The organism is Streptomyces sp. SAI-127 (assembly GCF_029894425.1).
Lineage (GTDB): Bacteria > Actinomycetota > Actinomycetes > Streptomycetales > Streptomycetaceae > Streptomyces.
Genome location: NZ_JARXYJ010000001.1, coordinates 2,348,964 through 2,367,117 on the forward strand (window position 1 = coordinate 2,348,964; position 18,154 = coordinate 2,367,117).

An 18,154-nucleotide genomic window follows, 5' to 3' on the forward strand; every position below is an offset into this window, starting at 1 on the left:
CCGTCGTACTGGTTGTACGTGGGCTTGTGCGCGGTGCGGCGAGAGTGCGTGCCGGGCGTCGTGGGGCAGACGAAACTTCCGGTGCCCGCCCCAGAAGACTAGGAAGTCCGAAAACGTGCTTTGAGTTGCACGGTGTCACGTCTGCGGGCCTTGGGCGTGCCACGTTGTCACCCTGTCGTGAGCCCATGTTTCACCGCCGTTTTCCCAGGTCGTGGCATGTTTCAGCTCTGTTGCGCGTCGTGTGCGAGAAGCGCGATGTGCACCGAGGCCGCCTGTTCGAAGTCGTCGAGGTCGACCCCGAGGCGGCCCTGTATCGCTTCCAGCCGCCGGTAGAGCGCGGGGCGGGAGACGTGGTGGAGCTGGGCGGTGCGGGACTTGTTGCGGCCGGTGGCGAGATAGGTGCGCAGCACCGCGAGCAGATCGTCTCCCGCCCCGCACAGCAGCCCGTCCAGCTCCCGCTCGGCGAAGGACTGGACGTGCGGGTCGTCGCGCAACAGCCTGACCAGGCCCCGCAGATGGACGTCCTTGAGGCGGACGACGGCCGGGAGGTCGAGTGCCCCCGAGGCGACGGCGTCCGCGACATGCCGGGCCTCACGCATACCGCCGGGAACGTCGTCCCAGGCGGTCCTCGGATCCGCTGCCGCCACGACCGTCCCCGACAACCGGGCCGCGAAGTTCGCCGTGAGCACCGTGGCGTCCTGGTCCCGGGCCAGGCTCAGCAGTACGGCGGTGGCCCCGTCGGCGAGCTCGGCGACGATGCCGGGCAGGCCCAGCAGCCGTAGCACCCGGTCGAGTTCGGCGGGATCGCCGTCCCGCACGACGAGCGGCACGAAGGTGCGCCGGTTGACGGGCAGTCCGGCCGCCCGCGCGCGGGGCAGCAGCTGCCTCGCCGGTACGACCCCGCTGACCAGGTCGGTCAGCAGGCTCTGCGCGGACTGCTCCTCCCAGGTGTGGGCGGAGGTGCCGCCCAGCATGCGGTGCAGGACGAGGGCCTCGGCGGCGCGGTCGGCGAGAAGTCGCCCGGTGGCGGTGTCACCCCGGTAGCCGCACAGCATGATCTGGCCCCAGCGCTCCCCGCGCCCGCCCAGTTCGGCGCGGATCCAGCCGTCGCCCTCGCTGCCGCCGGCCTGGCGGGCGATGCGTTCCCAGTCGCGCAGCACGTCGTCCACCGCGGAGCGCTCCCCCGCGGTGGCGAGGACGCGGTGGGCGAGGTTGGTGACGACGACGGGACAGCCGCTGTGGTGGGCGATCTCGTCCAGCATCCGCTGGAGCGGGGCGCCCGCGGTGATGAGTCCGGTGAGGGCGGTGCGCACGGCCTCGGACATGCTGACGGCGGCGAACTTCCGCCGTACGAGCCGGGCTTGGACCTCTTCCGTCAACTCCGCGAAGGGGAAGGGCCGGTGGAGGACGACCATGGGCAGCCCGCACCGCTCGGCGGCCCGGCGCATCACGTCCGGCGGTGCTGGAAAGGCGCGGCCGAGTCCGAGGACCACGGCCGCGGCCTCCGCGCGGTGCAGGGACCGGATGTACTCGGCCTGCTTGTCGTCGTCACCGGCGAGCAGCACTCCGGTGGTGAGCACCATCTCGCCGCCGCTGAGCATCACTCCGACGTCGGCGGCCTCCGCCACGTGCACCCAGCGCACGGCCCGGTCGAGCTGGCCGGCGCCGGCCACCACCTCGGGCTCCCCGGCGAGGACCCGTTCCAGCATGAGGACCTGACGGACCGACAGCGTGGGCTCCAGGGACTCCAGGGGCTCCAAGGTGGTGCTCATGACGGTGTTCCCTTGCTGTGGGCCTACTGGATGGTGCTCCTCAGAGCGTGTTCGAGGATCGCGGCGCCCTCTTCGGCCTCCGCGACGGTCAGGGACAGGGGCGGGGCGATCCGCAGGGCGCTGGTGTTGTGCCCGCCACCCTTGCCGAGGAGCAGTCCCTCGGCGCGGGCCGCCTCCAGCACGGCGGACGCGGCCTGTGGATCGGCCTCGTCCGTGCCGGGTTTCACCAGCTCGACGCCGAGCATGAGCCCACGCCCGCGCACCTCCCGTACCCCCGGCACCTGCGCCGCGACGGCCCGCAGCCGCTCGATGAGCATTCCGCCGACGCGCCGGGCGTTGCCCTGGAGGTCGTGTTCCAGGAGGTACGTCAGGTTCGCGAGGCCGGCCGCCATGGTGATCTGGGTGCCGCCGAACGTCGAAATGCTGTTGGAGTCCAGGCAGTTCATGATCTCGGCGCGGGCCACCACCCCGCCGATGGACATGCCGTTGCCGATGCCCTTGGCGAAGGTGAGGATGTCCGGCGGACCCGACCGGTCGTGCGCCTGCCAGCCCCAGAAGTGGTCGCCGGTGCGGCCCCAGCCGGTCTGCACCTCGTCGGCGATCCACAGGATGCCGTGCTCGTCGAGCACCTCGCGGAAGGCCGCGTAGAGGCCGTCGGGCGGGGAGGTGAAGCCGCCGACACCCTGGATCGGCTCGGCGATCAGGGCGGCGGGCGGGCGGGTGTGGCCGAGCAGGTCCTTGAGGTCGTCGACGCAGGCCGCGATGAAGTCGTCGTCGCCGAGGGAGGCGTAAGGGCCGCGGGTGCGCACGCCTCCATGGACGTACAGCGTCTGGAGCGGGGACAGCGAGGTGGGTGACCAGCCGCGGTTGCCGGTGATGCCGACCGCGCTGAAGGAGCGGCCGTGGTAGCTGTTGCGCATCGCCAGGATCGTGTTGCTGCGGCGATAGGTGGTGGCGAGCAGCAGGGCGGTGTCGTTGGCCTCGGTGCCGGAGGTGGTGAAGAAGACCCGGGCGTCCGGGATGCCGGACAACTGGGCGATGCGCTCGGCGAGTTCGACCATCGGCCGGTTCAGGTACAGGGTCGACGAGTGGATGATCCGCCCGGCCTGTTCGCTCACCGCCTTGGTGATCTCGGGCAGGGCGTGGGCGGTCATCGTGGTCAGGATGCCGCCGAAGAAGTCGAGGTACTTGTTGCCCTCGGCGTCCCACACGTAGCGGCCCTCGCCGTGTGTGATCTCCAGCGGGTCCTCGTAGTAGAGGGCGAGCCAGTCGGGCAGGACGGCACGGTGACGCCCCAGCAGGTCCTCGGTCACGGCTGCACCAGCCCTTCGTAGGCGTCGGGGCGGCGGTCGCGGTAGAACGCCCACTGCTGGCGCACTTCGTCGACGAGGTCGAAGTCCAGGTCGCGGACGACCAGTTCCTCCTCCTTGTCGCTCGCGGTGTCCCCGACGAACTGACCGCGCGGGTCGACGAAGTACGACGTCCCGTAGAAGTCGTTGTCGCCGTACTCCTCGACGCCGACCCGGTTGATCGCGGCGACGAAGTACTCGTTGGCGACGGCGGCCGCGGGCTGCTCCAGGCGCCACAGGTGGGAGGAGAGTCCCCGGTGCGTGGCGGACGGGTTGTAGACGAGCTGGGCGCCGTTCAGGCCCAGCTGCCGCCAGCCCTCCGGGAAGTGGCGGTCGTAGCAGATGTAGACGCCGACCTTGCCCACGGCGGTGTCGAAGACCGGCCAGCCGAGGTTGCCGGGCTTGAAGTAGTACTTCTCCCAGAAGCCCTTGACCTGCGGGATGTGGTGCTTGCGGTACTTGCCGAGGACGCTGCCGTCGGCGTCGATCACGACCGCGGTGTTGTAGTAGAAGCCGGACTGCTCGACCTCGAACACCGGCACGACGATCACCATGCCGGTCTCGCGGGCGAGTGCCTGCATACGACTCGTGGTGGGACCGTCGGGCACCGGCTCGGCCCAGCGGTAGTGCTCCGGTTCCTGGACCTGGCAGAAGTAGGGGGCGTTGAACACTTCCTGGAACCCGATGATCTTCGCGCCCTGTCGGGCCGCCTCACGGGCGTGCTCCTCGTGTTTCGCCACCATGGACTCGGTGTCGCCGGTCCAGGTGGCCTGGACCAGAGCGGCACGTACGACGTTGGCCATGAGCTGCTCCTTCGGCGGGACGTCAGAGCCTCTACGCCCGTAGATGTAGCCGTAGAGGGACGAACGTAAGCCTCCTGGAGAGGCTTGCCAAGACCATCGTCGTTAACCCGCGAAGTCGATCACGTTTCACACTCCAGTGGAGGAGCGGCGTGGCCGGTCAAAGGGTTGTGGGGAACCTGTCAGGCGGAGAATCCGGCGACCCGCAGGGCGTGGACCAGGTCCCAGTGCCGCTCGTCCGAGACACCACGCGCGGCGGCCAGCAGGAGCGGTACGAGGGTCTGCGGGCCGGGCTCGGCGCTGCGGGCGGCCTCCTCGGGGGTGCGGACCCGGACGTAGGCGTCGAGGAGCGCGGAGACCTCACGACGACGGCCCTCGGCGACCAGCGCGAGCACGGCGGCGCCGATCTCACCGGCGGGGCGCGCGACGCCCTGCCGGAGCACCTGTTCCCCGTCCGCGCTCCGCCCGGCCGCGACCAGCGCGTCGGCCGCCGCCACCAGCCGGTCGGCGGGCAGCGAGGCGGCCTCCCACAGCAGGGTCGCCCAGTCGGCGCGGAGCCCGGCGCGCTGCAGCTCGGCGGCGAGCAGCGGAAAACGGTCGGCGGGCCAGTGGGCGACCTCGGCGAGCAGCGCGTGCGCCTCACCGGTCCGTCCCTCCGCGCGCAGCCGCATCAGCGTCGCGATGGTGTCTGCGGTTTCCCTCCGGGCGACCACGTCCGGCGACTCGGCCCACAGTTCCGACCGTTCCTCCGCCGCCTCCGCGGCCCCGGCGAAACGGGCCCCGCGCGGGGTGCGCCCCTTCGACAGGGGCCCGGTGGGCAGATCGGGCACGGCTGCCGGGGGTACGACGACGGGGGCGCCGCCCTCCTCGGCCATACCGGCGAAACGGGCACTGCCACGACGGCGCTTGCGCTTGTTCGTGGCAGCGGCGGCCGCCGGCGGTTGGGCGGCGGGGGTCGGCTGTTGCGGGGCCTGGGTGTCCTGCTGGGGTGTGCGGGCGGTTGCGGGCGGGGCTTGCTGATACGGAGCCTCGGCGTCTGGCTGGGGTGTGCGGTCGGAGTGGGCGGCTGCGGGCGGGGCCTGCTGATACGGGGCGTACGTCGTGCGGGGCTCGTCGGCCTGGCTGTGCTGGTGCGGGCCGGGGCGAGTTCCATCGGCGGGAGCGGCGGAATGCGAGCTGTATCCCGGACGGACCGCGTCGCCGGAGTCGGACCACTGCGAGGTGCGCCCCGGACGGGCCGCGTCGGCAGAGTCGGACCACTGCGAGGTGCGCCCCGCACGGGCCGCGTCGGCGGAATCGGACCACTGCGAGGTGCGCCCCGGACGAGCCGCGTCAGCAGAATCCGACCACTGCGAGGTGCGTCCCGAACCGTCCACATCCGCGGGGGTAGACCATCGCGGGGCGTGCCCCCCGCCGTCCTCCCCGGCAGGAGCCGACCTCTCCGAAGCGTGCCCCGAGCGAAGGGCTTCGGCTCCACCCGACCAGCGCGGTGTGCGCCCCGGACCCTCCACACCGGCAGGAGCCGACCGCTGCGGAGCGTGCCCAGAGCGGGCCGCTTCGGTGGAGCCCGGCCACTGCTCGGTGTGTCCGCCATGGGTCGCTTCGGTGCCTGCGGTCGACGTGGTGTCGCGCTGCTGGGGCATGTTCGGGAACTCGGCGCCTCGGCCGTCGGCTCCGCGGACGCCGGGCTCGTGGCCGCCGAAGCCAGTCGCGGCATCCCCGTAGTGGCCGGCTTCACGCCCCCTGACCCCGGTGTCACCGGCTATGTGCCCGCCAACCCCAGCGACTTCGCCCCCGTAACCGTCCAGCCCACGCCCACCGGCCCCAGTACCACCCGCCCCATGCCCGCCGACCTCACCGGCGTCACCCCCGTAACCACCCAACCCACGTCCAACGCCCCCGGTACCGCCCGCTCCATGCCCGTCGACCTCACCGGCGTCACCCCCGTAACCACCCAACTCACGCCCACCGGCCCCGGTACCGCCCGCTCCATGCCCGTCGACCTCACCGGCGTCACCCCCGTAACCACCCAACTCACGCCCACCGGCCCCGGTGCCGCCCGTCCCACGCCGAGCAACCCCAGCCACGTCACCCCCGTAGCCGCCCCCGGCGCCGCCGGGCACATGCCCGTTCCCCCCGGACGCGTCGCCACCGTCCCCGTGGGTCCCCCGGAACACTCCACCGTCCGCGACCTGCCCCCGCCGGATCGCCCGGCCCCGGCCGCCCATCGACCTGCCGTCCAACTCGGCCATGCGGGACTGGAGTTCGGCGCAGCGTCGGACCGCGCGCTCGTGGTCGTCGCGGGCCCAGGCGAGGTCCAGGCGGATGGCGTCGGCCTCCTCCTGGGTGGTGGCGGTGGCGAGCATGCGACCCAGTTCGGCCTGCCGTTCCGCGGCATAGCGCTGTTCGCGGAGCATGACGTCGAAGCGGTCGCCGAGGGCGTCCCGGCCGCCGGGGCGGGCGTCGTGGGCGGTCTGGGCGGCGGCGTGCAGGAGCCGGGCCCGCTCCGCCTCGACATGGGCCACCTCGGGGCCGTACTCCGCGGAGAGGTCCTGCAGGAGCGACTCGACCACGTCCCAGGGCGGCACTTCTCGACCGTCGAGGCAGGCTTGCATACCGTCCGGGTCGCGCTGCCAGAACACCGCGCACCAGCCGCCGCCCTGGTCCAGGCGCGCGAGCAAACCGTCCAGGTAGGCCACGAACTCCCGCAGCCGCCCCGGGAGTTGATCCACTGCCATCGCTCAACTCCCGTTAGACCGGAGCACTCCGGTCCGTAAGGCAACACCAGCAGTGTTACGAACGGGCTACAGCCAGTTTGCAAAGGAGCAGCAGGAGCCTCCCGACGCGGCCCCGGACCGGTGAGCGAACTTCCGTCACACGCCCGCCAACTCGCACAGTCCGGCCAGCTCGTCCATGGACAGCCCGAGGGCCCGGGCAAGCGCGGCCACCGTGAAGAACGCCGGGGTGGGAGCCCGCCCGGTCTCGATCTTCCGGAGGGTCTCCGGGGAGATCCCGGCACTCGCCGCGACCTCCGCCATACTGCGGGGCCCACGGGCTTCGCGCAGCAGCCGGCCGAGCCGCTCGCCGCGTTCGTGTTCTTCGGGTGTGAGAGGAGTGCGCACCATGGCACCCATTCTAATACCGGTATAGTAATTGGCATGGTGGAGCTGAAGACAGACACATCGATCGAGGCCATGTACGAGGCGGGACAGGTGGTCGGGCGCGCCCTGACCGCCGTACAAAAAGCCGCTGACGTGGGTGTTTCCCTGTTGGAGCTGGACGAGGTGGCACATGGGGTGCTGCGGGAGGCCGGGGCGTCCTCGCCCTTCCTCGGCTATCGCCCCACCTTCGCCACCACCCCCTTCCCCGCAGTCATCTGCGCCTCCGTGAACGACGCGATCGTGCACGGCATCCCCACCGGCTACCGGCTGCGCGACGGCGACCTCGTCTCGATCGACTGCGGGGCCCAACTCGGCGGCTGGGCCGGTGATTCGGCGATCAGTTTCACGGTCGGCAGGCCGCGCCCCGCCGACGTCCGGCTGATCGAGACCGCGGAGCAGGCGCTGGCCGCCGGGATCGCGGCGGCGGTCGTGGGCAACCGCATCGGGGACATCGCGCACGCGATCGGCACGGTGTGCCGGGACGGCGGCTACGGCATCATGGACGACTTCGGCGGACACGGCATCGGCCGCCGTATGCACGAGGACCCGCCGGTGCCGAACGAAGGGCGCCCGGGACGGGGCCTGGCACTGCGGCACGGCATGGTGCTCGCGATCGAGCCGATGCTCATCGCCGGCGGCACCGACGAGTACCACGCCGCGCCGGACGGCTGGACGCTGAAGACCAACGACGGTTCGCGGGCGGCACACACCGAGCACACCGTGGCGATCACGGAGGCGGGCCCACGCGTCCTGACGGCCCGCTGAGTTAACCTGCCTCCCTGATCATGGCGGGCTCGGGGAGGGGCGTACGTGGGGTTCAAGCGGCTGTTCGGGATCGGGGATCCGGACGAGGCGATCGAGGTCGACACACAGATCCTGGGGCCGGTGTATCCGGGCGGGGACGTGCGGGGCGAGGTCATCCTCAGGGGCGGGTCGCGCGACATGCCCCTCCACTCCGTCTACCTGCGCATCTCCGCCCGCTGCACGGGCTACGACGGCGAGGAGCGCGACTACGAGTTCGACACCTGCTCCGCCAGGCCGTCGAACTTCACCCTGGGCAAGGGCGAGGAGAAGCGACTGACCTTCGCGGAACGGCTCTCCTGGGAGACACCGGTGAGTGAGCTCGGCGGCCAGGCTCTGGGGGTCGTGCTCTCGGTGAAGAGCCAGCTCTACCGCGACTGGAACCATGACCCCACCGACGTCGACAACGACCTGCTGCGCATCTCGGCCCTGCCCCTGCACGAGACCGTCATGGACGCCTTCGCGGAAGAGGGGTACTACTGCGACTCCGCGTACGTCGTCGATTCCTACGTCCCGAACACTGAACAGCACCGGGGTTTCCACCAGGCCTTCGTCCTTGCCGACCGCGCGCCCGGTCCGGGGCGGCCTGCGCAGCTGGAGGTCGTCTTCCAGACGAACGTCGTAGGGGCCCTGATCCATGTGCGGCGCGCCGCACCCGATGTGCGCGACTGGGACAGCAAACCCCCGGCCCGCCGCTTCACCGCCGCCCACCACGAGGCCGGCCACGTCGACTGGCGCCCGCAGATCCGCAAGACCCTCGGCGAGCTCGCGTTGCTCGACGACCGCTGAAAGTGCCCCACTCCCCCATCCGTGCGAAGGTGTAACCGGCTGACACCCGGGTTACCCGACCCCGTCACGTCGATCAGCGAGGGGATCCCCGGCCCGCGCGGGGATGCCGGATGGGAACGCCATGACCAGCGGATTCAGCGGACCGGAAGGCTATGACGCCTTCGGAGAGTTTCTCGCCCGTTTCTTCGGCGGACCGCGTCCCGGCCCCCGGCAGATCAACATCGGCCAGCTGCTGAGCCAGCCGGCCCGGGAGCTGGTGCGGGGCGCCGCCCAGTACGCCGCCGAGCACGGCAGCCGGGATCTGGACACCCAGCACCTGCTGCGGGCCGCGCTCGCCGCCGAGCCGACCCGGACCTTGCTGAGCCGGGCGGGTGCCGATCCCGACTCCCTCGCCTCGGAGATCGACGAACGCTCCGGCCCCGTCCAGCACCAGCCGGAAGAGGCCCCTCCACCCACCTCGCTGTCCCTCACCCCGGCCGCCAAGCGGGCCCTGCTGGACGCACACGACCTGGCCCGGGCCCGGGGCGCCGGTTACATCGGCCCGGAGCACGTCCTGAGCGCCCTGGCCGCGAATCCCGACTCGGCCGCCGGGCACATCCTGAACTCGGCCCGGTTCGCCTCCACCGGTCTGCCTCCCGAGACGGCCCCGGACTCCGGACAGCCCCGCGGCGAGGCACCGCGCAGCACGGGCACGCCCACGCTCGACAAGTACGGCCGCGATCTCACCGACCTGGCCCGCCAGGGCCGTATCGACCCGGTGATCGGACGGGACGAGGAGATCGAGCAGACCATCGAGGTGCTGTCCCGGCGTGGCAAGAACAACCCGGTGCTCATCGGCGACGCGGGCGTCGGCAAGACCGCCATCGTGGAGGGCCTGGCCCAGCGGATCGTCGACGGGGACGTGCCCGACGTGCTGACCGGGCGTCGGGTCTTCGCCCTCGACCTGACCGGGGTGGTGGCCGGCACCCGCTACCGGGGCGACTTCGAGGAGCGCCTGACGAACATCGTGGGCGAGATCGGCGACAACTCCGACCGGCTGATCGTCTTCATCGACGAGCTGCACACGGTCGTCGGCGCGGGCGGGGGCGGCGAGGGCGGCTCGCTGGACGCCGGGAACATCCTCAAGCCCGCCCTGGCCCGCGGCGAGCTGCACATCGTGGGCGCGACCACGCTGGAGGAGTTCCGCAGGATCGAGAAGGACGCGGCCCTGGCCCGCCGCTTCCAGCCGATCCTGGTGCCGGAGCCCACCGCGGCGGACGCGATCGAGATCCTGCGCGGGCTGCGCGACCGCTACGAGGCCCACCACCAGGTCCGCTACACCGACGAGGCACTGGTGGCCGCCGTGGAGCTGTCCGACCGCTATCTCCCCGACCGCCGTCTGCCGGACAAGGCGATCGACCTCATCGACCAGGCGGGGGCACGGGTACGCCTTCGCGCGCGGACCAAAGGCACCGACGTACGGGCCCTGGAGCGCGAGGTCGAGCAGCTGACCCGGGACAAGGACCAGGCGGTCGCCGACGAGCAGTACGAGCAGGCCACACAACTGCGCGACCGCATCACGGAGTTGAAGCAGCGGATCGGCGAGGCCACCGGGCACGACGAGGCCGACGAGGGCCAGCACCTGGAGGTCACCACGGAGGCCATCGCCCAGGTGGTGTCCCGGCTGACGGGCATCCCGGTCAGCAGCCTCACCGAGGAGGAGAAGGACCGGCTGCTCGGCCTGGAGCAGCACCTGCACGAGCGGGTGATCGGCCAGGACGAGGCCGTACGGGTCGTCTCGGACGCCGTGCTGCGCTCCCGCGCGGGCCTCGCGAGCCCGGACCGCCCGATCGGCAGCTTCCTCTTCCTCGGCCCGACGGGCGTCGGCAAGACCGAACTGGCCCGCGCCCTCGCCGAGTCCCTGTTCGGCAGCGAGGAACGCATGGTCCGGCTGGACATGAGCGAGTACCAGGAGCGGCACACGGTCAGCCGTCTGGTGGGCGCCCCGCCCGGATACGTCGGCCACGAGGAGGCGGGCCAGCTCACCGAGGTGGTCCGCAGGCACCCCTATTCGCTGCTGCTCCTGGACGAGGTGGAGAAGGCCCACCCTGACGTGTTCAACATCCTTCTCCAGGTCCTCGACGACGGACGGCTGACCGACTCCCAGGGCCGCACGGTCGACTTCACCAACACCGTCATCGTGATGACGAGCAACCTGGGCTCGGAGGCGATCACCCGCAGGGGCGCGGGCATCGGCTTCGGGCCGGGCGGAGCGGACTCGGACGAGGAGGCCCGCCGAGAGCGGATCCTGCGCCCCCTGCGCGAGCACTTCCGCCCCGAGTTCCTGAACCGCATCGACGAGATCGTCGTCTTCCGCCAGCTGACGGGTGATCAACTGCGCGAGATCACCAAGCTGTTGCTGGAGCGGACCCGCCGCCTGCTCCACGCCCAGGGCGTCGCGGTCGACTTCACCGACAGCGCGGTGGACTGGCTCGCCGAACGCGGCTACCAGCCGGAGTACGGCGCCCGCCCGCTGCGCCGCACGATCCAGCGGGAGGTCGACAACCGGCTGTCCCGCCTGCTCCTGGACGGCAGGATCGCGGACGGCGGCCGGGTGACGGTGGACACGGAGGCAGGCGGCTTGACGTTCAAGGAGGAGACTCCGTAGGTGCGCCACTGGCCCGCGCACCTACGGACAACTACGGCGCGGGGTACACCACTTGCGCGGATCCGCCGCCCCGGCGAACGGTCTCGGCGGCCGCCAGCCACTTCCCGCCCGGCAGCCGCTGCACCCCTGTCGCCGCCCCGATCTCCGGGTTCAGCTTGAACGAGTGCCCGATCGCCTCCAGCTGAGAGCGCACCCCACTGCTGTACAGCGCCGGCTCCAGCTCGGTCTGCGCGGCATTGCGCTGACTCGCCCGCGGCGCGGCGATCGCGTCCACGAGCGGCAGTCCACGATCCACGAACTCGGTCAGCACCTGCAGCACGGTCGTGATGATGGTCGCCCCACCGGGCGAACCCAGCGCCACCACGGGCTTGTTGTGCCGGTCGAGCACGATGGTCGGCGAGATGGAGGAGCGCGGCCGCTTGCCGGGGCCGGGCAGATTCGGGTCGTGAACAGCCGGGTTGGCGGGAGCGAAGGAGAAGTCCGTCAGCTCGTTGTTGAGAATGAACCCCCGCCCGGGCACGGTGATCGCGCTGCCACCGGTCTGCTCGATGGTCAGTGTGTAGGCGACGACGTTCCCCCACTTGTCGGCCACCGTCAGATGCGTGGTGTTCTCCCCCTCGTACGTCGTCGGAGCCGCCGTGTCCCCGTCCGCGCAGGCCGCGGGATCGCGCGGGTCCCCCGGCGCCAGCGGGCTCGTGAGCACCGCGTCGTCCCTGATCAGACAGGCCCGCGAGTCGGCGAACCGCTGCGACAGCAGCTCCTTCGTCGGTACGTCCTCGAAGGCGGGGTCGCCGACCCAGCGCCCCCGGTCCGCGAAGGCGATCCGGCTGGCCTCGATGTAGTGGTGCAGGTACTGGACCTCGCTCGCCTTCGAGAGGTCGGTGTTCTCAAGGATGTTGAGGGCCTCACCGACCGTCGTGCCGCCGGAGGAGGAGGGCGCGATGGAGTAGACGCCGAGCCCCCGGTACGAGGTGCTGGTCGGCTTCTGGAGCTTGGCCCGGTAGGCCACGAGGTCCTTCTCGGTCAGGTCTCCCGGACGCGCGTTCCACCCTGACGCCGGATCCACCGGCGGGTTGTTCACCGTGTCGACGATGTCGTCACCGAGGTCGCCGCGGTAGATCGCGCCGACGCCCTTGCGGCCCAACTCCGCGTAGGTGCGGGCGAGATCGGGGTTCTTGAAGGTGGAGCCGACGACCGGCAGCTGCCCGCCCGGGAGGAACAGCTTCGCCGTGTCCGGGAAGTAGCGGAACCGCGTCTCGTTGGACGCGGTCTGTGAGCGGAAGGTGTCGTCGACGACGAAGCCCTGACGGGCGATCCGCTCGGCGGGTTTCAGGACGTTGCCGAGCGATCTGCTGCCCCACTGGTCCAACGCCGTGGCCCAGGTGGCCGGCGTGCCCGGGGTGCCGACGCTCAGTCCGCTGCTGACGGCGTCGGCGAAGGCGAGCGGCTTGCCGTTCTCGAGGAAGAGGTCGGAGTCGGCGGTCAGTGGTGCCGTCTCGCGGCCGTCGATCGTGTGGACCTTACGGGACTTGGCGTCGTAGTAGACGAAGTAGCCGCCCCCGCCGATGCCGGAGGAGTACGGCTCGGTGACGCCGAGCGCGGCGGCCGTGGCGACGGCCGCGTCGACCGCGTTGCCGCCGTTCCTCAGGACCTCGATGCCCGCGGCGGACGCGTCCGCGTCGACGCTGGAGACGGCACCGCCGTAGCCGACGGCGACGGGTACTTTCTCGGGTGTCGAGGTGGCTTGCGGCGGCGCTGCCGCCCCCACCGACACCACGGCGGCCGAGACCGCCAGGACCGACAGTTTCCGTGCGACAGGGCGACGCATCCGTACCTCCAGGCCAGGACCGTCCGCGCAGCGTAACCACATCACCGGGGCCCCGACAGCCCTCTTCGGGTCAGGTGTCATGCGAATGCCACACTTCGAACACCGGTACGTACCAACGGTGTCGGCCCGCTAGCATGCGCGCCCATGACTGACGACGTGCGCAATATCGTCCTGGGTGTGGTGGCGGCCGGCCTCAGCGCCGCGCTCGGCTGGCTCGCCCGGACATATCTGTGGAAGCGGAAGCTCCGCCGCAAGCAGGCCTTCTTCGGGCTGCCGGACAACTCCGAGTCGCTCCTGGTCGTGAACCGCGGCGCGGGCGGCCCGGACCTCGCGGTGATGCGCTACGACGTGTTCGCCCTCCTGGAGCTCGCCGCGCTCATCAAGGACTGCAACGCACACGCCCAGGTCCTTCCGCACGACGCGGCACGACAGGGCTTCGGCGAGCGCACCGAGTTCTGTGTGGGCGGACCGGCCTCGAACCGCCGTATGGCCGCACACCTTTCGTCCCTGCTGCCCGGTGTCCGCGTGAACGTGGACGCCGAGCCGAGCCCGGACCGCGGCGCCTTCCAGGTCGGCACCGAGCGCTACCGGGTGGAGGTCGGCACGTCCGAGTACGCGCTCCTCGCCCGGCTCACCGTCGACCAGAGCAACGGCGCCCGGCCAGTCTTCCTCTTCTGCGGCCAGACCGCGATCACCAACCAGGCGGCGACCCGCTATCTGGCCCGCAACCAGGAGCGGTTGACCCGCAAGTACGGCGACAGCACCTTCGTGCTGCTGCTGAAGGTGGTCAACTCCGGGGCCTACGGGCCGGACGTCGTGGAGCTGATCGCGGACGTGACACGGGAGGCCAAGACCCCCCTTCCGGCGCCCGCTGCTCCACGTAACTCCCACCGCGCCTCCTGAATTGATTCACACCACAACAATCGTTACTCCCACGTAACTTACCGACGGGTTACCTCCGGTAAAGCGTCGAGGTTACCGTCTGGTCACTTTGCAGTGACACGAGTAGGGAGTGACCCGTGGGACACCCTCGCAAGGCCCTGCGTACGACCACCGTGGGCGCCGTCTCCGCGACTCTGATCGCCGGTAGCGCCCTCGGACTCGCCCCCACCGCCCAGGCGGCGGACGCCATCCGCTTCGTCGACATCGCCGGCGACGGCGGCACGGTCCTCAAGGCGAACGTCATCTCGCCCGCCGGAGCCGACGGCACCCGGCGCTACCCGCTGCTCGTCCTGCCCACGAGCTGGGGCCTGCCGCAGATCGAGTACCTCGCCCAGGCCCAGAAGCTCGCGAACTCCGGCTACATCGTGGTCAGTTACAACGTCCGCGGCTTCTGGCAGTCGGGCGGGGAGATAGAGGTGGCGGGCCCTCCCGACACCGCCGACGCGTCCAAGGTCATCGACTGGGCGCTCGCCAACACCCCGGCGGACGAACGGCACATCGGGATGGCGGGCGTCTCCTACGGCGCCGGCATCAGCCTGCTCACCGCCGCCAAGGACAAGCGCGTCAAGGCGGTCGCGTCTCTCAGCGGCTGGGCCGACCTGATCGACTCGATCTACTCCGGCCGCACCCAGCACGTCCAGGCCGGGGCCCTGCTGGACGGCGCGAGCCTCGTCACCGGCCGCCAGAGCGCCGAAATCCGGCAGATCTTCGACAACTTCTACGCGTCGAACCTGTCGAAGGAGCAGGAGATGATCGATTGGGGGAAGAAACGTTCGGCCGCCACATATGTGGACCAGCTGAACCAGAACGGCGCGGCGGTCATGATGGCCAACGCGTGGGGCGACACGGTCTTCCCGCCCAACCAGTACGCGGACTTCTACGAGAAGCTGACCGGCCCGAAGAGACTGGAGTTCCGTCCCGGGGACCACGCCACCGCCGAGCTGACCGGGCTGTTCGGTCTGCCCAACGACGTGTGGACCGACACCGAGCGCTGGTTCGACCACTACCTCAAGGGCGTGGACAACGGGATCAACCGCGAGGAGCCGGTCCGGCTCAAGTCCCGTTCCACAGGCGGCTACGAGGGCTACCCGGACTGGAAGTCGGTCGGTGCGACCCGCAAGAAGGTCGCCCTCACGGGCACGACCACGATCCACACCAACGTCGACTCGGGCGCCGACGGCGGGATCGTCTTCCTGTCCAGCATCCTCGACCAGATCGCCCGGGTTCCCCCGGTCGCCTCGATCCCCCTGCTCCCCCGCCGCTGGGCCGCCGTATGGCAGTCGGAGAAGTACCGGACCGCCCAACAGGTGCGCGGCACCGCGAAGTTGCACACCACGGTGACACCTACCAAGGAGAGCGGCACCCTCGTCGCCTACCTCTACGACGTGGGGCCGCTCGGCCTCGGCAAGCTGGTCTCCAACGCGCCCTACACCTTCCACGGGCAGACGCCCGGGAAGCCGATCGGCGTCGACCTGGAGCTGTTCTCCACGGCCTACGACGTCCCGGCAGGGCACCGGCTGGCCCTGGTGGTCGACACGGTCGACCCGCTCTACATCGAGCACAACCCGTCCGGCGCCCAGCTGACCTTCTCCTCGCCGTCGAACGACCCGTCGTACGTGTCGATTCCGCTGCGCGAGCAGTGATCTCCGGCCGGCGCCGGGCGGGTATGGCTCTGTGACTGCTGCCCCCTACGGTTCAAGGGCCGTGGGGGGACCCCCAACCCGACAGCAGCGACCCGGGAGGCTCGGTCGCCATCACCGTGGGGATGAGCGGACCATCGTAGTCGAGGTTCAAGGACATGGCCGCGCCCCTCTCAGTGCTTGAGGATCTTGGAGAGGAAGTCCCTGGCGCGCTCGCTGTCGGGGTTGGTGAAGAAGTCGTCGGGGGCTCGGTCCTCGACGATGCGGCCGTCGGCCATGAACACCACACGGTTGGCGGCCGAGCGTGCGAAGCCCATCTCGTGGGTGACGACGACCATGGTCATGCCCTCCTGGGCCAGTTGGCGCATGACCTCCAGCACCTCGTTGATCATCTCCGGGTCGAGGGCCGAGGTGGGCTCGTCGAAGAGCAGGGCCTTGGGCTCCATGGCGAGGGCACGGGCGATGGCCACGCGCTGTTGCTGGCCGCCGGAGAGCTGGGCCGGGTACTTGTCGGCCTGGTCGGCGAGGCCCACCCGGTCGAGGAGTTCGCGGGAGCGGCGGTCGGCCTGCTCCTTCTTGCGCCCCCGGACCTTGACCTGGGCCAGCGAGACGTTCTGCAGGACCGTCTTGTGGGCGAACAGATTGAAGGACTGGAAGACCATGCCGACCTCGGCGCGGAGCTTCGCGAGGGCCTTGCCCTCCTCGGGCAGCGGCTGCCCGTCGAGCGTGATGGAACCGGACTTGATGGTCTCCAGGCGGTTGATCGTCCTGCAGAGCGTGGACTTGCCCGACCCCGAAGGGCCGATGACCACGACCACCTCCCCCTTGCCGACGGTGAGGTTGATGTCCTGCAGGACATGCAGCTCCCCGAAATACTTGTTGACGTCACGCAGTTCGATCAACGGATCGACGACGGCCATACCCAGCCCTACTCACTTCTCAGCTGTGTCGTGGTTGCCGCAACTTATCGAGGCAAGATCGCGCTTGAGGAACGACACGCACTTTTCGGTCATAAGCCGTATTTACGCCGCGCTTACGGCCATGGTTTCACTCCTCGGCGACCTCCGCGTAGAGCTGGGACAGCTCGGGCACCCCGCTCGCGGCCCACTCGTGTCCGGAGGCCACGACGTCGAACTCACGGCCGGACTCCAGCCGGATCACGGGCTGACCGTCCGAGCGCAGATCCCAGGCCGCTCCGGGGACGGTCCGCACGATGACCGTGCCCAGATAGAGCCCGGCGTCGTTGCCGAGCCAGAGCAGGATCTCCTCGTCGTCGCGCCAGCCCGGCACCAGCTGATCGAGCGCCTCCAACGAGGCCGCCGTGTCGTCCAGTCGGACACCCGAACGGGACGCGTGGGAGCGCAGGAGCTCGCACTCGGAGAGGAGTTCGGCGATGCCCTCGGGGTCGCGGGTGCCGGGCTTCTCACTCCGGCCGCCCAGAAAAGGGATCTTCATACGTCCAGCGTGTCACTCACCCGGCCGCATGCACCACAGGCGCGCGGGCTGTCGTTTCCGGTCGGCTTCGCACCGAGTCCGCTCATGGCGCGTCGACGTGCCGCCGATGTCTCCTTGGCGCCTCTATGCGTCTTTCGTCCTCTGAACCCTGTCGCGAGGGCTAGACGTCCAGGTCCACGACCACCGGCGCATGATCGGACGCGCCCTTGCCCTTGCGCTCCTCACGGTCGACGTACGCGTCGGTGACGGCCTTCGCGAAGGGCTCGTTGCCGTACACCAGGTCGATGCGCATGCCGCGGTTCTTGGGGAAGCAGAGCTGGCGGTAGTCCCAGTAGGTGAACGGGTGGTCGTACTTGAGTGGCCGCGGGACCACGTCCGACAGGCCCGCCTCGCGCAGGGAGGCGAGGGCCGCGCGCTCGGCCGGGGTGACGTGGGTGAGGCCCTCGAAGGCGGCCACGTCGTAGACGTCGTCGTCCGTCGGCGCCACGTTGTAGTCGCCCAGGACCGCGAAGGGGCGGCTGCCCGCGGCGTCACCCGCCACGGCGGCCCTGAGGGCCTCGAACCACTGGAGCTTGTAGGCGTAGTGCGGGTGGTCGACCTCGCGGCCGTTCGGCACGTAGACCGACCAGACGCGGACCGGGCCGCAGGTCGCGGAGAGGGCGCGGGGCTCCGGGGCGCCGTCGTAGCCCGGGTCGCCCGCCAGGCCCTTGACGACGTCCTCCAGGCCCACTCGGGAGATCACCGCCACGCCGTTCCACCGGCCGGTCGCGTGCACCGCCGCCTCGTAGCCCGCCTCGCGCAGCTGGTCGAACGGGAACTGCTCCTCGGCGATCTTGGCCTCCTGGAGGCACAGCACATCGGTGCCGGTGCTCTCCAGCCAGGCCAGCAGCCTCGGGAGGCGGGCGGTGATCGAGTTGACGTTCCAGGTCGCGATGCGCATGCCGAACAACCTACCGGGCGGCACTGACAC

Annotated in this window: 14 protein-coding genes and 1 pseudogene; 5 read left to right on the forward strand and 10 right to left on the reverse strand. The window is 70.6% G+C overall.

Going from position 1 to position 18,154, the window contains the following annotated elements:
* Window positions 1-221: 221 nt before the first annotated feature.
* The 6 genes and pseudogenes from M2157_RS11010 to M2157_RS11035 all read right to left on the reverse strand — a co-directional run bounded on the left by M2157_RS11010 (window position 222) and on the right by M2157_RS11035 (window position 7,055).
* Window positions 222-1,772, reverse strand: coding sequence for a PucR family transcriptional regulator (locus M2157_RS11010; protein WP_280865141.1), 1,551 nt, complete (start codon window positions 1,770-1,772; stop codon window positions 222-224).
* Between the two features lie 23 nt (window positions 1,773-1,795).
* Entirely contained in the window at window positions 1,796-3,085 is a 1,290-nt protein-coding gene (locus M2157_RS11015; RefSeq protein WP_280865142.1) for an aspartate aminotransferase family protein, read from the reverse strand.
* Complete coding sequence (locus M2157_RS11020) at window positions 3,082-3,924, reverse strand: nitrilase-related carbon-nitrogen hydrolase (RefSeq protein ID WP_280861630.1); 843 nt, start codon at window positions 3,922-3,924, stop codon at window positions 3,082-3,084. The genes M2157_RS11015 and M2157_RS11020 overlap by 4 nt, the downstream gene beginning before the upstream one ends.
* A 179-nt stretch (window positions 3,925-4,103) precedes the next feature.
* Complete coding sequence (locus M2157_RS49115; RefSeq protein ID WP_348541829.1) at window positions 4,104-5,297, reverse strand: hypothetical protein; 1,194 nt, start codon at window positions 5,295-5,297, stop codon at window positions 4,104-4,106.
* Between the two features lie 855 nt (window positions 5,298-6,152).
* A pseudogene (locus M2157_RS11030) lies at window positions 6,153-6,659 on the reverse strand (hypothetical protein); the annotation flags it as partial.
* A gap of 135 nt (window positions 6,660-6,794) precedes the next feature.
* Complete coding sequence (locus tag M2157_RS11035; RefSeq protein ID WP_266509887.1) at window positions 6,795-7,055, reverse strand: helix-turn-helix transcriptional regulator; 261 nt, start codon at window positions 7,053-7,055, stop codon at window positions 6,795-6,797.
* A 24-nt stretch (window positions 7,056-7,079) separates the two neighbouring features.
* Between M2157_RS11035 and map the strand changes: the two genes are divergently transcribed.
* From map to M2157_RS11050, 3 genes are all read left to right on the forward strand, one after another.
* Window positions 7,080-7,847 carry a type I methionyl aminopeptidase gene (gene map, locus M2157_RS11040; protein WP_280861632.1) on the forward strand — a complete coding sequence of 256 codons (768 nt, stop codon included), beginning with the start codon at window positions 7,080-7,082 and terminating at the stop codon, window positions 7,845-7,847.
* A 45-nt stretch (window positions 7,848-7,892) separates the two neighbouring features.
* The gene (locus tag M2157_RS11045; RefSeq protein ID WP_280865143.1) at window positions 7,893-8,672 is read left to right on the forward strand and encodes a sporulation protein; all 780 of its coding nucleotides are present in this window, start codon (window positions 7,893-7,895) and stop codon (window positions 8,670-8,672) included.
* A gap of 121 nt (window positions 8,673-8,793) precedes the next feature.
* Complete coding sequence (locus M2157_RS11050; protein WP_280861634.1) at window positions 8,794-11,319, forward strand: ATP-dependent Clp protease ATP-binding subunit; 2,526 nt, start codon at window positions 8,794-8,796, stop codon at window positions 11,317-11,319.
* 31 nt (window positions 11,320-11,350) lie between these two features.
* Here the strand turns inward: M2157_RS11050 and ggt are convergent, their stop codons facing one another.
* A complete protein-coding gene (gene ggt, locus M2157_RS11055) occupies window positions 11,351-13,147 on the reverse strand; it encodes a gamma-glutamyltransferase (protein ID WP_280865144.1) in 1,797 nt (598 codons plus the stop codon).
* Window positions 13,148-13,291: 144 nt separating this feature from the next.
* On the opposite strand from ggt, the gene M2157_RS11060 reads away from it, so the two are divergent.
* On the forward strand, window positions 13,292-14,050 hold the full coding sequence (locus M2157_RS11060) for a hypothetical protein (RefSeq protein WP_280861636.1): 759 nt from the start codon (window positions 13,292-13,294) through the stop codon (window positions 14,048-14,050).
* Window positions 14,051-14,166: 116 nt separating this feature from the next.
* Window positions 14,167-15,732, forward strand: a complete 1,566-nt coding sequence (locus tag M2157_RS11065) for a CocE/NonD family hydrolase (protein WP_280865145.1) — start codon at window positions 14,167-14,169, stop codon at window positions 15,730-15,732.
* Between the two features lie 170 nt (window positions 15,733-15,902).
* On the opposite strand, the gene M2157_RS11070 is transcribed toward M2157_RS11065, so the two are convergent.
* The 3 genes from M2157_RS11070 to M2157_RS11080 all read right to left on the reverse strand — a co-directional run bounded on the left by M2157_RS11070 (window position 15,903) and on the right by M2157_RS11080 (window position 18,124).
* Window positions 15,903-16,649 carry an amino acid ABC transporter ATP-binding protein gene (locus tag M2157_RS11070; protein ID WP_280865146.1) on the reverse strand — a complete coding sequence of 249 codons (747 nt, stop codon included), beginning with the start codon at window positions 16,647-16,649 and terminating at the stop codon, window positions 15,903-15,905.
* Between the two features lie 127 nt (window positions 16,650-16,776).
* Window positions 16,777-17,184: a DUF6278 family protein gene (locus tag M2157_RS11075; protein WP_266509876.1), complete on the reverse strand. Its 408-nt coding sequence runs from the start codon at window positions 17,182-17,184 to the stop codon at window positions 16,777-16,779.
* 160 nt (window positions 17,185-17,344) lie between these two features.
* Window positions 17,345-18,124, reverse strand: coding sequence for an exodeoxyribonuclease III (locus tag M2157_RS11080; protein ID WP_280861639.1), 780 nt, complete (start codon window positions 18,122-18,124; stop codon window positions 17,345-17,347).
* Between the last annotated feature and the right edge of the window lie 30 nt (window positions 18,125-18,154).

What these genes read in the sequence shown, in the direction of transcription:
- M2157_RS11010 (WP_280865141.1), bottom strand. Translation starts at nt 1,772, where the DNA reads ATGAGCACCACCTTGGAGCCCCTGGAGTCCCTGGAGCCCACGCTGTCG.
- M2157_RS11020 (WP_280861630.1), bottom strand. Translation starts at nt 3,924, where the DNA reads ATGGCCAACGTCGTACGTGCCGCTCTGGTCCAGGCCACCTGGACCGGC.
- M2157_RS11035 (WP_266509887.1), bottom strand. Translation starts at nt 7,055, where the DNA reads ATGGGTGCCATGGTGCGCACTCCTCTCACACCCGAAGAACACGAACGC.
- map (WP_280861632.1), top strand. Translation starts at nt 7,080, where the DNA reads ATGGTGGAGCTGAAGACAGACACATCGATCGAGGCCATGTACGAGGCG.
- M2157_RS11050 (WP_280861634.1), top strand. Translation starts at nt 8,794, where the DNA reads ATGACCAGCGGATTCAGCGGACCGGAAGGCTATGACGCCTTCGGAGAG.
- ggt (WP_280865144.1), bottom strand. Translation starts at nt 13,147, where the DNA reads ATGCGTCGCCCTGTCGCACGGAAACTGTCGGTCCTGGCGGTCTCGGCC.
- M2157_RS11060 (WP_280861636.1), top strand. Translation starts at nt 13,292, where the DNA reads ATGACTGACGACGTGCGCAATATCGTCCTGGGTGTGGTGGCGGCCGGC.
- M2157_RS11070 (WP_280865146.1), bottom strand. Translation starts at nt 16,649, where the DNA reads ATGGCCGTCGTCGATCCGTTGATCGAACTGCGTGACGTCAACAAGTAT.
- M2157_RS11075 (WP_266509876.1), bottom strand. Translation starts at nt 17,184, where the DNA reads ATGAAGATCCCTTTTCTGGGCGGCCGGAGTGAGAAGCCCGGCACCCGC.
- M2157_RS11080 (WP_280861639.1), bottom strand. Translation starts at nt 18,124, where the DNA reads ATGCGCATCGCGACCTGGAACGTCAACTCGATCACCGCCCGCCTCCCG.